General features: G+C 49.0%; 20 protein-coding genes. 7 read left to right on the plus strand and 13 right to left on the minus strand.

All coding sequences use genetic code 11. The features are described from left to right. Window positions 1-97: 97 nt before the first annotated feature. The 5 genes from F569_RS0113720 to F569_RS0113740 all read right to left on the minus strand — a co-directional run bounded on the left by F569_RS0113720 (window position 98) and on the right by F569_RS0113740 (window position 4,573). On the minus strand, window positions 98-517 hold the full coding sequence (locus F569_RS0113720; protein WP_026942669.1) for a helix-turn-helix domain-containing protein: 420 nt from the start codon (window positions 515-517) through the stop codon (window positions 98-100). Window positions 518-563: 46 nt separating this feature from the next. Beyond that, window positions 564-2,192 (minus strand): apolipoprotein N-acyltransferase, encoded by a 1,629-nt coding sequence (lnt, locus tag F569_RS0113725; RefSeq protein ID WP_026942670.1) that lies wholly within the window; start codon window positions 2,190-2,192, stop codon window positions 564-566. Next, on the minus strand, window positions 2,192-3,070 hold the full coding sequence (locus tag F569_RS18215) for a hemolysin family protein (protein ID WP_051279906.1): 879 nt from the start codon (window positions 3,068-3,070) through the stop codon (window positions 2,192-2,194). Before F569_RS18215 ends, lnt begins: the two co-directional genes overlap by 1 nt. Window positions 3,071-3,095: 25 nt before the next feature. Beyond that, window positions 3,096-3,551 (minus strand): rRNA maturation RNase YbeY, encoded by a 456-nt coding sequence (gene ybeY / locus F569_RS0113735; protein WP_034389035.1) that lies wholly within the window; start codon window positions 3,549-3,551, stop codon window positions 3,096-3,098. A gap of 68 nt (window positions 3,552-3,619) precedes the next feature. Continuing rightward, window positions 3,620-4,573: a PhoH family protein gene (locus tag F569_RS0113740; RefSeq protein WP_026942672.1), complete on the minus strand. Its 954-nt coding sequence runs from the start codon at window positions 4,571-4,573 to the stop codon at window positions 3,620-3,622. A 97-nt stretch (window positions 4,574-4,670) separates the two neighbouring features. Between F569_RS0113740 and F569_RS0113745 the strand changes: the two genes are divergently transcribed. Together F569_RS0113745 and F569_RS0113750 are read left to right on the plus strand one after the other, a co-directional pair. Then, entirely contained in the window at window positions 4,671-4,862 is a 192-nt protein-coding gene (locus F569_RS0113745; RefSeq protein WP_026942673.1) for a type II toxin-antitoxin system VapB family antitoxin, read from the plus strand. After that, on the plus strand, window positions 4,859-5,218 hold the full coding sequence (locus F569_RS0113750) for a type II toxin-antitoxin system VapC family toxin (RefSeq protein ID WP_026942674.1): 360 nt from the start codon (window positions 4,859-4,861) through the stop codon (window positions 5,216-5,218). The genes F569_RS0113745 and F569_RS0113750 overlap by 4 nt, the downstream gene beginning before the upstream one ends. A gap of 176 nt (window positions 5,219-5,394) precedes the next feature. On the opposite strand, the gene miaB is transcribed toward F569_RS0113750, so the two are convergent. Then, window positions 5,395-6,867, minus strand: coding sequence for a tRNA (N6-isopentenyl adenosine(37)-C2)-methylthiotransferase MiaB (miaB, locus tag F569_RS0113760; protein ID WP_084169040.1), 1,473 nt, complete (start codon window positions 6,865-6,867; stop codon window positions 5,395-5,397). A 99-nt stretch (window positions 6,868-6,966) separates the two neighbouring features. Here miaB and F569_RS0113765 point away from each other — a divergent pair, with 99 nt between their 5' ends. After that, window positions 6,967-7,236 carry a CopG family ribbon-helix-helix protein gene (locus tag F569_RS0113765; RefSeq protein ID WP_026942676.1) on the plus strand — a complete coding sequence of 90 codons (270 nt, stop codon included), beginning with the start codon at window positions 6,967-6,969 and terminating at the stop codon, window positions 7,234-7,236. Further along, window positions 7,214-7,510: a type II toxin-antitoxin system RelE/ParE family toxin gene (locus tag F569_RS0113770; protein WP_026942677.1), complete on the plus strand. Its 297-nt coding sequence runs from the start codon at window positions 7,214-7,216 to the stop codon at window positions 7,508-7,510. Before F569_RS0113765 ends, F569_RS0113770 begins: the two co-directional genes overlap by 23 nt. A gap of 3 nt (window positions 7,511-7,513) precedes the next feature. Here F569_RS0113770 and F569_RS0113775 read toward each other — a convergent pair whose 3' ends face one another. Further along, entirely contained in the window at window positions 7,514-7,960 is a 447-nt protein-coding gene (locus tag F569_RS0113775; protein WP_034389037.1) for a hypothetical protein, read from the minus strand. Window positions 7,961-8,117: 157 nt separating this feature from the next. Between F569_RS0113775 and F569_RS18220 the strand changes: the two genes are divergently transcribed. Next, window positions 8,118-8,936: a UDP-2,3-diacylglucosamine diphosphatase gene (locus F569_RS18220; RefSeq protein ID WP_154813754.1), complete on the plus strand. Its 819-nt coding sequence runs from the start codon at window positions 8,118-8,120 to the stop codon at window positions 8,934-8,936. 12 nt (window positions 8,937-8,948) lie between these two features. Here F569_RS18220 and F569_RS0113785 read toward each other — a convergent pair whose 3' ends face one another. The 5 genes from F569_RS0113785 to F569_RS20020 are packed head-to-tail and all read right to left on the minus strand — an operon-like array spanning window position 8,949 to window position 11,285. Next, complete coding sequence (locus F569_RS0113785; protein WP_026942679.1) at window positions 8,949-9,236, minus strand: DUF3144 domain-containing protein; 288 nt, start codon at window positions 9,234-9,236, stop codon at window positions 8,949-8,951. Window positions 9,237-9,238: 2 nt separating this feature from the next. Continuing rightward, a complete protein-coding gene (locus F569_RS0113790) occupies window positions 9,239-9,649 on the minus strand; it encodes a Fur family transcriptional regulator (protein WP_026942680.1) in 411 nt (136 codons plus the stop codon). A 9-nt stretch (window positions 9,650-9,658) separates the two neighbouring features. Further along, window positions 9,659-10,105 (minus strand): GNAT family N-acetyltransferase, encoded by a 447-nt coding sequence (locus tag F569_RS18225; protein ID WP_051279907.1) that lies wholly within the window; start codon window positions 10,103-10,105, stop codon window positions 9,659-9,661. After that, window positions 10,102-10,707: a tRNA (adenosine(37)-N6)-threonylcarbamoyltransferase complex dimerization subunit type 1 TsaB gene (gene tsaB / locus F569_RS0113800; RefSeq protein ID WP_026942681.1), complete on the minus strand. Its 606-nt coding sequence runs from the start codon at window positions 10,705-10,707 to the stop codon at window positions 10,102-10,104. The genes F569_RS18225 and tsaB overlap by 4 nt, the downstream gene beginning before the upstream one ends. Further along, window positions 10,707-11,285 (minus strand): NifU family protein, encoded by a 579-nt coding sequence (locus F569_RS20020; protein WP_026942682.1) that lies wholly within the window; start codon window positions 11,283-11,285, stop codon window positions 10,707-10,709. Before F569_RS20020 ends, tsaB begins: the two co-directional genes overlap by 1 nt. 93 nt (window positions 11,286-11,378) lie before the next feature. Here F569_RS20020 and F569_RS0113810 point away from each other — a divergent pair, with 93 nt between their 5' ends. Then, window positions 11,379-12,341 carry a M48 family metallopeptidase gene (locus tag F569_RS0113810; protein ID WP_026942683.1) on the plus strand — a complete coding sequence of 321 codons (963 nt, stop codon included), beginning with the start codon at window positions 11,379-11,381 and terminating at the stop codon, window positions 12,339-12,341. Further along, the gene (locus F569_RS0113815) at window positions 12,338-13,243 is read left to right on the plus strand and encodes a M48 family metalloprotease (protein ID WP_026942684.1); all 906 of its coding nucleotides are present in this window, start codon (window positions 12,338-12,340) and stop codon (window positions 13,241-13,243) included. Before F569_RS0113810 ends, F569_RS0113815 begins: the two co-directional genes overlap by 4 nt. Here the strand turns inward: F569_RS0113815 and F569_RS18230 are convergent. Then, window positions 13,240-13,740: a copper chaperone PCu(A)C gene (locus F569_RS18230; protein WP_051279908.1), complete on the minus strand. Its 501-nt coding sequence runs from the start codon at window positions 13,738-13,740 to the stop codon at window positions 13,240-13,242. The genes F569_RS0113815 and F569_RS18230 overlap by 4 nt on opposite strands.

Below are 13,740 nucleotides of genomic sequence, written 5' to 3' on the forward strand. Positions count from 1 at the left end.
TTTGTCTCGCGGTTAAACATAGGCCGCCTTTAAAAAGCTCTGCCGCAATTTTCCAGTCTTAAATGCTTAATGCGCCGCCGCGCGAGCGGCTGCTACGCTAGCTTTCGTCAGAAGAATCTTTTGCCAAAGAGCGTGCAAGCTCAAGAATTTGGCGGCGAACAGCCTTATTCTTAATCTGAGACACGGCTTTAGCCAGATTTACACCATCCGTACTGTTGATAAAGTCATAGACGATGGGAAGCTGATCATCTTCTGCAAATTCAGTCACCGCACCAACTTCTCCAAGACCATCAAAAAAGAAACCCACAGGCACATCCATAACTTGTGACATTTTCCAAAGACGGCTGGCCCCGACACGATTGGCGCCGCGCTCATATTTTTGCACTTGTTGGAATGTGACGCCTAATTGGTCACCTAATTTTTCTTGGCTCATTTTCATAACTTGCCGGCGCAAGCGTACTCGCGTGCCAACATGTACATCTATCGGGTTTGGTGACCGCGGTGCGTGTTTACTCATAATATTTTCCTGTGTGTTCAGTACCAGTGGTGCCCCCACTAAAGTATCAGGTCGAACTATTTATCCTAAACGGCAGCTTTCGCATACCATATACTGTCGTACACCATAAAGCTGTTAATAAATTTATCAAGAGCAGAAGCAAATTTACCCACCTTGAAAAAAATGTCGATTTTAATGGTTCCGGTAACTTCGCATCGATAATGCCTGAGGTTTTAGGGCTCAGCTTTTCTTCATAAACACCATAAGGATTTATAATACCGGTTATCCCGTTTGACGCGGCTCTTATAATGGGCAGCCCTTCCTCAATCGCGCGGTATGTTGCCATATTTGAATGCTGCAACGGGCCAAAACTGTCTCCATACCAGGCATCATTGGACTGATTTAATATCCATTCAGGGGGTGTTTCATTTTCAGGACGCGGGGTAAAACCGGAAAAGATAATCTCATAACAAATTTGCGGGCTTAGGCGGGGTAAGCCCGGAAACTGCGCATTATATTTTTCCGGGGCTGCAGAAATAGACAATAATGATGTTGAGATAACCGGCACATTCTTCATTTCCATCCACTTACCGCCCGGAATAAATTCACCAAAAGGCACAAGATGTTTTTTGTCATTATAAGCGGCAATGGCAGGAACACCGTCCGCATTAAAGGTGACAGCCGCCGAGGTATTGAAATAGTCGTCAATAACTTGGCCGGTTTTGGGATGCGGGCGGCTTTCATGTCTTAAAGAATTCAATAGCCAAACTGGAGGCGTTTCGGTCTCTAGGGCCAGCTCACGCCCCATTGCATTGAGCAGAGCTTCACTTTCAATAGCCAAGCCATTTATCGCGCCTTCCGGCCAGATAATATGGGTCACGTCATCAACACCCGGCGAGACGGAGGCTGTCAAAAACTGATTGACGATATCAATCGATTTATCCGGATCAAATTTATCTTTCTGCGAGAACCTGACTTGAACGAGGCGAAGTTTTACAGCCTCGGCATAGGTAACATCCGCATGTTTAATCCGCAAAGTGCCGTAACTAAACACGCCCCCAATTGCGATGATCAAAACTAAAAGAGGCTCAAGACGTTTTTCAGAAAAAAGAATGAGATAAAGTAATGACGCGAGGATAAACACATAAAGCGTCAATCCATAAACCCCGGCAATAGAGGCAGCCTGCGACATGGCTTTACCGCCCTCAAAAATATAGCCTGGCAGATTCCAAGGGAAACCACCAAATAAATGCCCCCGCGCGAATTCAGCCAAAAAGAAAAATGAGATAAAGGCCAAGAGTGAAGTGACTCCTTTCACCCGAAGCGCCGAGAATGCCGCCCCCGCTACGCCCCAAAAAAACGCCAATACACATCCGAGGGCTAATATCATAGGCGGCATAATCGGAATAAATTCTGGTCCGCGCGCAATAAAAGCAGAGCCAATCCAGTAGGTTCCCGCCATAAAGTAACCAAAGCCAAACCAAAACCCCGCGCTGAAGCCTGCGCGAATCCGCTTTTCTGCTCCGGCGGCCCATTTCAAACGTGCCAATAAAACAGACAGGCAGATAAGCGTTATTGGCCAGAAGTGCAGAGGTGCTTGTCCCGTCACCGCGAGAGCACCTAATAATAATCCAATTGCACGGCCGCCCCAGCCTGTTGTTTTCAAAAGGCGTGTCGGAGGAGACGCAGGGCTCATTAAGACGCAGGGGTGTTACGTTTTAGCGTATCATTGATACGCAAACGCTTTAAGCGGCGCGGGTCTGCATCAATCACTTCAAATTCGATACCGTCGGGATGGCGGATGATTTCACCGCGTTCAGGCACGCGGCCCGCCAATGTGAAAACAAGGCCGCCCAGCGTATCAACGTCTTCTTCTTCATCAGGCGTTGCAAAATCCCGCCCCAAAGCTTTTTCAAAATCATCAATATCGGTGCGAGCATCAGCCTCCCAAACTGTGCGCCCATTTGTACTGGTCACAATTTGAATTTCCGGATCAATATCATCATGTTCATCGTCAATTTCGCCGACAATCTCTTCAATGAGATCCTCAATCGTCACAATACCATCTGTCCCGCCATATTCATCGACCACAATAGCCATATGGGAGCGCCTAGCTTGCATACGTTTTAATAAATCTTGCGCTAGCATTGAGGGCGGCACGAAGAGCACGGGACGGCGAATATATTGAATGACTTTTTTATTCGGATAAGTTTTTCCGTTACGGCCTTTGGCGTCGAACATAAGATATGGCAGCACATCTTTAATATGCACCATACCAACGGGCTCATCTAACGTCTCTTTATAAACTGGCAGCCGAGAATGGCCCGCTTCTTTAAACGTCGAGGAGAGTTCGGTTAGTGTTGCCGAACTGTCCACCGCCACAATATCGGCACGCGGTACCATGACATCTTCAACGGTTATGAGATGAAAACGCTCAGCCGCATCCACCATTTCTTCTTTGGAAAGCTCATTATCCTTGTCGGAGGCTTTTGTGCCGTCCTCTTGTGAAGCATTTTCTGCGCCTCGGCCAAATAATTTACCCAGCAGTCCCGGCGAATTGTCATCTGTACTCATGATGATTTATCAGTCCTGAATTTCACTAAGGATTGTCAATATTCAAAGACGCGAGGGCTGTTATTTCCAAGGCTTCCATTTCTGCAGCATCCGCCTCAGTTTCATGGTCATAGCCCTGTAAGTGTAAGAAACCGTGAATCAATAAATGCGCAATATGATGCTCTAACGAGATGGATTTTTCATCTGCCTCACGCGTAACCGTTTCAAAGGCTAAAACAATATCGCCCAGCAGTGGCGCAGGGCCCTCATCTGGAAAGGAGAGCACATTGGTTGGCGTGTCCTTATGACGATAATCACGGTTCAAGACATGAATCTTTGCATCGCTAACGAATGCCAAGCTCAGCTCTCCCAATTTTGGAGTCTCTAGAATTTCAAGAATTTGCGCAATGGCGGTTTCAGCCACGCTTTTAATATCCGTGAGGCTTTCCGCCCAGCTCTCAAACTGAACGCCTATATCCATATCAAAAGGTAAGTTTTTCATAATCTAATTCTGCAACCGAAACCTTGCGGTTTAGGCGCTCCGCTATATTCGGTCCACTGGACCGAATATCAGAGACGCTTCGCGTCCTTCTCATAAGCATTGACGATACGGCCGACGAGTGGATGACGCACGACATCGGAGGCTTCAAAGACAATTTGCTCAATACCGCGAATGCCTTTGAGAATTTTAAGCGCATGGGCCAGGCCGGAGGTCACGCTATGGGGCAAATCGGATTGGCTCGGATCGCCTGTGACCGCATATTTCGCGCGTTCACCCAAGCGCGTCAGCACCATCTTCATTTGCGGAATAGTCGCGTTTTGCGCCTCGTCAATAACAACAAAAGCATCCGAGAGAGTCCGTCCGCGCATAAAGGCGAGCGGGGCGACTTCGATATCACCAGCCGCGCGGCGACGATCCACCTCATCACGGCCGAGCACCATATGAAGCGCGTCCCAAATAGGCTGCATGTAAGGGTCAACTTTCTCGTTCAAATCACCTGGGAGAAAGCCCAAACGCTCTCCTGCTTCCACCGCAGGGCGGCAAGCGATGAAACGAGCGACTTCGCCGCGTGCCAATAGTGACGCCCCATAAGCCGTGGCAAGGAATGTCTTACCCGTCCCCGCAGGGCCAACGCCAAAACAAATCGTTTCGTCGCGCATAGCGTGAATAAATTTTTCTTGGCGCGGAGTTTTCGGCACGATGGGCGAACGGCGCGGAAACGGAATAATCGCGTCCACAGCGGCGGCTTTAACCTTACCTTTGCCCATGGCCTTAATCAGCGCGCGAATATCAGAAATCCCGCAAGGCCAGCCACGCTCAAGCCGCTGATAAATCTCTTTAATCAATTCCCCCGCCCGCGCACGGCTCGGCGTATCGCCATTAATATGGACGGCATTTCCTGGTGCTTCGATGTAAACACCAAAAGCATCTTCAATAAGGGCAAGGTTGGCATGATTAGGGCCGCAAAGCTTTCGCACCAAATCAGCATCGGCGAATTCAAAAATTTCTGTTTGTTTAGACATAGACCCGTAAATAGTGACTAATCTTCTGAAAAGCGAGGGGTAATACGGCACTATTTTAAGCATTGAAATATACATCAAATGATGTCATATATGGTGCATGAGAACAACTGTGACATTAGATGAAAAACGCTTAGCCCGCGCTGTGAAATTAACAGGCATTAAAAGCCGAACCGAACTTTTAAACGCCGCGCTCGATTCCCTTATCGCGCGGGAAGCCTCTAAACGGCTTGCGCTTTTAGGCGGGAGCGAGCCTAAAGCCAAAGCCGCGCCGCGCCGTCGACCTGCATGATATTAGCAGATACATCCATTTGGATAGATCATCTACGCAAAGCCGACCCTGATTTCGCTGATCAATTAAACGCAGGTCAGATCGTCATGCACCCCGCCATTATGGGTGAAATTCTCTTAGGCTCGCTATCTAACCGCACCATCATCGAAACCGCCCTCAGCGAAATGCCTCAAGCTCTAGTGGCCAGCGATAAAGAAGTGATGTTCTTTATTAATACGGCCAAAGTCTATGGACGCGGCATAGGCTGGGTCGATACACATCTGCTCGTCTCGGCGAGATTGACGGGCGCGAGATTGGTGACGCGGGATAAGAGGTTGGCGGAAGTGGCTAAGGAACTGGGGTTAGTAGAAGAATAAATCTTAATACTTATCCGACTTGCTGAGAGTTTGCTTCTTGATCTGCGATTCAAGTTTCAACCGCTTCTTCTCCCTAAGTAACTCAACATCATAGTCATTCTCATCAATCATGTCTCTTATCTGTTTAACAGACTTGCCACCAAACACTCCTTTCACTGTCCCATGCCGACTCTTACTCATTTCGCGAACTCACCCGTAAGTGAGTTCCGGCCTGCGCCTGTAATCAGCACTGGCACGTTTTGTCCAACCAAATCCTCTGGCCCGTCAAAATGTGTGCCTTGCAAATAAGGACTTCTCCCAAACAACTGTCCGTCATCACGGCCGCCATTTTCGACGAGCACATCTAATGTCCGCCCAATGAGGGATTTGTTGAAGGCTAATTGCTGCGTGTAGAGCAAATCTTGTAAGCGTTTCAGGCGCTCGGATTTTACGTCTTCCGGCACTTGGCGCGGCAGGCTTGCCCCAGGTGTTCCGGGGCGGATGGAATATTTGAAACTAAAGCTTGAGGCATAGCCAATCTCTTCAACGCATTTCATCGTCTGCTCGAAATCAGCCTCTGTCTCACCGGGGAATCCGACAATGAAGTCGCCAGATAATGCAATATCAGGACGCGCGGCGCGGATTTTCGCGATGAGCGTTTTATAGTCATCATAAGTGTGACCCCGATTCATCGCATGGAGCACTTTGTTGCTGCCCGCCTGAATGGGCAGATGCAGATAGGGCATGAGCTTTTTCTCACGGCCCAAAACCGCAATGAGCTCATCATCCATATCGCGCGGGTGAGAGGTGGTGAAACGCAAACGGTCAATCCCGCCGATTAGCGCGACGTGTTCGATGAGTTCTCCTAACCCCCACTCAGATCCATCTGGTCCGTCAGCGTGATAAGCATCCACATTCTGTCCAATCAGCGTAATCTCTCTTACGCCTTGAGACGCCAATGAACGGGCCTCAGCCACAATCTGGCTGACGGGGCGGGAGACTTCTGCGCCGCGCGTATAAGGCACGACACAAAATGTGCAGAATTTATCGCAGCCCTCTTGGATAGTGAGGAAAGATGAGAAGCCTTTCGCTTGTCGCGTCTCGGGCAGTTGATCGAATTTTTCTAGCGTATCAAATTCGGTCTCAAGAACATCACCCGTCCCGCGATGCACTTTGGCAATCATTTCAGGGAGCTTGTGATAAGTCTGCGGGCCGAGCACCATATCGACGACAGGCGCACGGCGCATAATCTCTTCGCCTTCGGCTTGCGCGACACAGCCCGCCACGGCGACTTTCATCTCAGGTTTGTTTTTTTCTTTATGCTGGCGAATACGGCCGAGCTCTGAATAGACTTTCTCGGCCGCTTTTTCGCGGATATGGCAGGTATTGAGAATAACGAGGTCGGCTTCATCCGGCGCATCGACAGGGGCATAGCCTATGGGCGAAAGCACATCGGCCATGCGCTCACTATCATAAACATTCATCTGGCAACCATAGGTCTTGATGAAGACCTTTTTGGTATTTTGGCCAGATGCAGGAGAAGACGCAATATGCGCTTCATCAATGTTGCGGGGCTTTTGCGTAACAGTGTCGCCTGTGACGGCTTTCGCCGCTTTGGAGGCCTCACTGTTACGGGACGCGTTTTCATCGCGCGGTAACAGGACGGTCATAGTGATACTCTCTGTTTTTGTAAGGCGGCCTATAAAACCCCTTCGCCCCCCGCGCAATATAGAATTGCGCTTTGTTTGAATTTGTGTTAGCTTGTACACATGTCAACACAAAGCACTACATTATCTATTCGTATTCCCGTTTCTGTCAAAGAAGATTTAGCGGAATTGTCTCAATTAACGGGCCGCTCGCAATCTGCCCTAGCCGCTCATGCGATTGAACTCTATGTTAATCGCGAGCTTGATATATGCCGTAAGCTCCAAGAAGGCCTTGATGATATAAAGGCCGGACGCACCGTTCCCCATGAAGAGGTTATGGCCAAAGCCAAAGCCATTATAGATAGTAAATATGCGACGCGTAAAATGGGCTGAAAAAGCCGAGGCCGAATTCCTTGAGGCTATTGATTATATTTCAGATGACAATCCGAATGCAGCAGAAGCCGTAAGGCAACGGATAATAGAGACCGCAAATCTATTGGGACGCCGCCCCATCGGGCGCCCCGGACGCATGCTGAATGTCTATGAGAAAACAGTTCTTAAAACATCCTATATTTTGGCCTATGAAGTCACGGATGAAGAGATAAACATAATCCGCGTCATCCACAGCGCCCAAAATTGGACGCCGCAGAATTGGCCAAAGGATTAAAACCTAGTGACGCCCACCGCTGAGTGATGACGGACTTGCGAGCGCCATCATGGAAAGCATCACGCCCGCGACCAATAACAAAAGCATGGCGGGAAAAGAGGTTTTATTATCCATCCAACCTGCCGCTTTCACGCCAGGTATATTATTTGGATCAACTTTTTGCTTGATTATTTTGCCAATAGGCTTGGCCTCACTTTGGAGGTCACTGACTTTACCCTTGATATCCACGCGATCCCACGCATCACTGGCCAAGACAACTTTATCGTCAATCCACTCGCCCGATGCGTCCAATGCCAGATCAGACTTATCAAGCGTGGTTTCAATGACTTTATCTGTTGTAACAGCTGTCATTTCAGCGCGCTCCGGCGACTGATTTATCCAGCTATATCCGCCCCATAAAACAAGGCCAAGCACGCCCATTTTCAGGACTGTTTTCTTAAGTTGAGACATTGTCCATCCCTCCTGGTTAATAGGAGGTTAGCGATGCAAGACGGATGCCACATTAGCGCGAGAGGGGAAAATCCAGCGATAGCTTCCCCAAACTTTGTCACAAAGCGTAAGACGTTTCGTCATAGCCCTGTCACAAAATCCCCCTATGCGTCAGATTATGAGACATCGCCCGACCCCGAAATATCGCGCTATTTTCATCTCTGATGTACATTTGGGCTCCAAAGGCTGTCAAGCCGAGGCACTTTGCGGGTTTCTCAAAGTTAATACATGCGAGACGCTTTATCTGGTCGGGGATATTATCGATGGCTGGCGACTGAAAAAGAAATGGTATTGGCCCCAAGCCCATACCAATGTGATACGCCGCATACTCACCGCGTCTAAACGCGGCACGGATGTCCATTATATTGCTGGCAATCATGACGAGTTTATTCGCGGGTTTTTGCGCTTTAAGGTCAATTTCGGCGAAGTGAAGCTTTGTAATCGCGCTGTGCATCTTGGCAAGGACGGTAAGCGCTATCTGGTCGTGCATGGCGATATGTTTGACGGCTTAATGCGCCCCGACCGCAAATGGATTATGCATCTTGGCGATAATGCCTATAATCTGCTGCTCTGGATCAATACGAAGCTGAATTTTATACGGCGTAAACTCGGCTTACCCTATTGGTCGCTCTCTAAATCGCTCAAGAAACGTACCAAGCGTGCCATGAATTTCATTCATAGTTTTGAAGAACAGGTGGCAGATTACTGCAAACGCAAAGGCTATGACGGCGCGATATGCGGCCATATCCATGTCGCCGAAATGCGTGAGATTAACGGCGTTACCTATATGAATGACGGCGATTGGGTGGAGAGCTGCACCGCGCTGGTCGAGCATCATGACGGGCGGTGGGAGATTGTGCACACGCAGCCGCATGGGGTGCATGAGATAGCAGAAGATGCAGAGCTTAAGATTCCGAGTTTGGTACCTGCTGAATAGAATTAGAAGTTACTATTCCTTTTTAAAATAAGTATCGAAGTTTTTGATATAGTCATCCAGATTTTCAATAAGCATTTTTTTGTATTGCTCACAGAAATACTCGATTGTTTCATCTTTAGCGGACGACATATCCTGACCATTTTCAAAACCAGTAGCACTCACCCACGCATTAAATCGGGCGACACTATACATAAATGATGCACTAACCTTTCCTCGGGTTATGCCCTCATTGATTTGCTTATTGGACAGATTAATATGAGCATCCGCTCGGTCATAAAACTGATCATCTAAATCAGACATGCCTATTTTTTTATCTTCTTCCCATAAAGTTCAAGCCGGTGATCCACTAACTCATAGCCGAGCTTTTTGGCTATCTTATGCTGTAGCTCTTCAATCTCTTCATCGACGAATTCAATGACGTCGCCTGTGGTGACGTCAATGAGGTGATCGTGGTGGTCGTCATCAGCTGTCTCATAACGCGCACGGCCATCGCGGAAGTCATGGGTTTCGATAATGCCCGCTTCGGAAAAAAGTCTTACCGTCCGGTACACTGTGGCGAGAGAAATTTTCGGATCCATGGCAGAGGCGCGCGCATAAAGCTCTTCGGCATCGGGATGGTCATCCGCATCCGATAAGACCTTCGCAATCACCTTGCGTTGATCTGTCATTCTGAGGCCGCGTTCGGCGCATTTTTTAGCAATCCAACTTCCCATAGACTTTACCTAGCCGAGTCGGTCATTGGCGGCAAGACGTTTGCGATAAGTAATCGCGGCGACCCGGCCCATTTCCCGTTTATAATATCCGAGGCGGCGGCCGATCGGTTCAAATCCCATCCCATTATAAAATGATATGGCCGCCTTATTATCCTCTGCAACTTCTAAAAAGAGCGTATCGACACCATTCTCAGCCAATTCTGTTTCACTAATTTCAAGCAACGCCCGCGCGATACCCCGCCGCCGTTCTGACGGATCAGTCGCAACGGTCAAAATTTCAGCTTGATCGGCAGCGGACTTGATAATGATAAATCCGTCAAGCGGACGCCCAAATCCAAAGCAAAGATCCTTGTGAATATGCGCCCACATATCAGCCTCGTCCCAGCCCTTGAAAAAGCATCCTGCATGAATCTCTGCCATACGTTCGGCGTCTTTTGCATTTAAGGCGCGTATCATAAATTTGGTTCGAGGCCGCCCGGCAGCTTGGCATCCGGCCCACGCGAATAAAGCGGCGTGGCAGGATAATCGGCGGCGGAGAGATCAGCGGCAAGCCAGGCGAGCTTTCGCGTATCGACAATTTCGTCCTCAAGAATAAGGTCGGGCTTTAATGTGGCGATTGTTGCGCGCGCCGCTTCCGCTTTTTGCGTGACACACCCTTCGAAGGCCTGGCCATGAAAGATAGCGCTCCAACATAATTCCCCTCGACGTACATCCGCGATAGAGATCACTTTTTTTTGGCCCATAGGGTCAGCTTGCGCCGCCCAGACTGCCAATGATGATAAGCCCACAACTGGCAATTTTCGCGGCAAGGCAAAACCTTTTGCAAAGGCGAGGGCCACACGCAGACCCGTAAAACTCCCCGGCCCTGTACAGACGGCGAGCTTATCAACATCTATGGCGCTCAGGCCCGCATCAGCCAGAACCTCGGCCACCATTGGCGCCAGACGCTCTGCATGACCACGACCAATTTTTTCGGATTTATAGGCCAGCACTTTAGCCGTATCGACCGAAGCCACAGAGCAATTAGGCCCCGTTGTATCCAAGCCTAAAATTATCATTAGTGAGCGTATTGTTCCACGCGGGTAACTTCGGGGACATAATGTTTGAGTAGGTTTTCAATGCCTGATTTCAGCGTCATGGTCGAACTTGGACAGCCCGCACAGGCGCCGCGCATTTCAAGGTAAACCGACCCGTCTTCATCATCAAAATGCTTAAAGACAATATCGCCGCCATCCTGGGCCACGGCGGGACGTACGCGCAGTTCAATCAATTCTTTAATTTGCTCTACAATCTCTAAAGTCTCGCCTTCATAGACGCGTTCCTCAACATCCCCCGCTTGCAATTGATCAATTAGGGGCTGACCACCCGCGACATAGAAATCCATTATCGCGCCAAGCACAGCGGGTTTAAGGTGCTTCCACTGCGCGTCGTCACCTTTGGTCACAGAGATATAATCCGCGCCAAAAAAGACGCGCGTAACATCCGGAATCATAAATAACATTTCAGCCAGGGGCGCGCCGCTCACATCACCGCCGCGCGCGATTTCAACAGGCGGTTGTCCCTCACCTGTTACATCTTTGCCGGGCAGAAATTTCAGCGTAGCGGGATTTGGGGTGTCTTCTGTCTGGATAAACATATCTGTCTCCTATTGCCTCGCCCATATGGGCTTTCACGGCTCTGTGTGCAAGAGGTGCATTGACGTGCGGCACCATGATTTGCATCATGCCGTATGAGAATTATATTATCAGCATTGGTTTTAGGAGGATGCGCCAGTGTCTCCACCCAGCTGCCTGATATTACCGCGCCTCAATTATCCGATGAACAGGCCCGCCAGGAAGTTTTGGCCTTTGAGGATCTTGGCCAGCAACAACACCGCCTGATGCAGGTCGCCTTGCCTGTTCTCAAAGCTAATACAGAACTCTGTCCCAAGACACGCGAGGACATAGGTGTGGTCATGCATAATTTAAAAACCTATCCCAAGGATCTGCGGCCCGCCGCTATGAGGGAACTGGGCGCAAAGGAGGAACCCTCGGTAAGATTGGTTGTGACGGGTTCACCTGCGGAAATGGCAGGCCTGAAAGCTGGAGATCAATTTTTAACGGCTAAAGACAAAATTACGACACCCACAGCAAAAGTCATTCAAGACAGCTTGAAGGCTGGTGAGGATATTCAAATTAGACGCGGCGGTAAAAAGATGGACTTTTCCATAAAATCTGAAACGATTTGCGGTTATACCGTTAGGCTTTCTCAGACCTCGACTATCAATGCTTATGCCGATGGCCGAAACATCACCATGACAACAGGGATGATGAATTTTGTCAAAAATGATGATGAGCTCGCCCTGATTGTCGGGCATGAACTCGGCCATAACACGATGGGTCATATCCGCAAAGTCGTAAGTAACATCATCCTTTCACTGGGCGGGACTCGCTATACGCGGCCTTTTGAATCTGAATCTGATTATGTCGGTCTCTATTATATGGTGCGGGCGGGTTATAACCCTGACGGCGTTGAAGAGTTTTGGCGCAGATTAGCCGTGACAAACCCCAAACACGTGGCGCGGGCGAAAACCCATCCGACTTATCCTAATAGATACCTCTCCATCGCGGCAGCACGAGAAGAGATTAAAGCCAAGCAAGCGGCAGGTAAGCCGCTGATTCCCAACTTTAAAACAAAAGATAAAAAGTCATGAGACGCGCGGTCTTTGCCCTCGCGGCTTTAATGTTGAGCGCTCCCGTCATGGCCGCGGATTACAGTCCGCGCACTAAGAATGAGCTGGCCTTTGCCGCTATCTTGGAAGAGCACCAAAACTATAACACACGGCTTAAAAATGTCGCTGCGCCCATTCTGAAAACCAATGTAGCGCTCTGCCCGAAAACCAAGCGAGATATCGGCATAAGTGTTCATACGCTCTCTGATTATCAGCCTAATTTACAGCCCTTTGCTGAAGTTTTACTCGGGGCCTCAGACCGTCTGTCTGTTCGGACAGTGCGAAACGGCTCACCCGCATATAAAAGCGGGGTGCAGCAAGGCGATATGATTGTCGGTATAGAGGGTGCCTATATGCCAGGCGGATTTACGGTCCAACGTTTCTTTAAGGCCGCGACGCAAAATGCCTTTAAGCGCGAAAAAGTCGCCCTTAATATAAAGCGCGGGGAAAAGCGTCTGACGGTTGAGGTTAAACCAGAAACGGTTTGTGATTATCCGGCAAATGTTTTCTTTAATCAGAGAGCTAATGGCCATACGGATGGCCAACAAATTATTATCACCTCAGAGCTGATGAAAACCGTGCCCGATGATGTGAACCTTGCCCTTATAATCGCGCATGAAATGGCCCACGCAATCGAAGGTCATCAGCGCAAAAGTAAAACTCTCGAATTAAAAGCTGACCGCATGGCACTCGTCCTCATGACACGAGCGGGTTTTGATATTGATCGTGCTATCACCTATTGGAAAGACGCCGCCCATCCCCACACCGAATTTCAAAAAAGCTCAAAAACGCATCCGAGCATAGCCGAGCGTTATGAAAATTTCAGGCAGGAACAAGCGCGTATTAAAAAACTGATAGCGGCAAAGAAGCCTCTGACGTTTTAATGTCCTGAATGGTCATCCATTTTCGAACTCTCTCCGCGACCCTCGACGGGAACAATCATTGTCACTGAAGCAGCATTTTCATAATTTAGCGTCAGGGACACATCTTCTTGTCCATCAGGCAGATTGGCTTTGAACATCATCAGGTGATAACTCCCAGGTTTAAGCTCCACAGTTTCGCCGGCTTTAAGCTCAATGCCTTGGACTTGGCGCATTTTCATGACGCCATTTTCTTCGATATGATTATGAATCTCAACAGCGCCGCTTATCGGACTTGTGACAGAGAGAAGTTTATCGTCAACATCACTGTTATTAGTAATAGACATATATCCCGCCGCAGTGTCCCGGCCCGGAAAGGGAGGAAGAACACGCGCAGAAGAAATTACAATGCCCTCATCCATCTGGTGAGCCGCATGGGACATGCCGCTTTCGCCGTGCTTCATTTCGCCTGAACAAGCCGCTACAGTGAGCGCCCCAAGGCTAATCATAATTTTCTTCAT

This window comes from Hellea balneolensis DSM 19091 (assembly GCF_000428525.1).
Lineage (GTDB): Bacteria > Pseudomonadota > Alphaproteobacteria > Caulobacterales > Maricaulaceae > Hellea > Hellea balneolensis.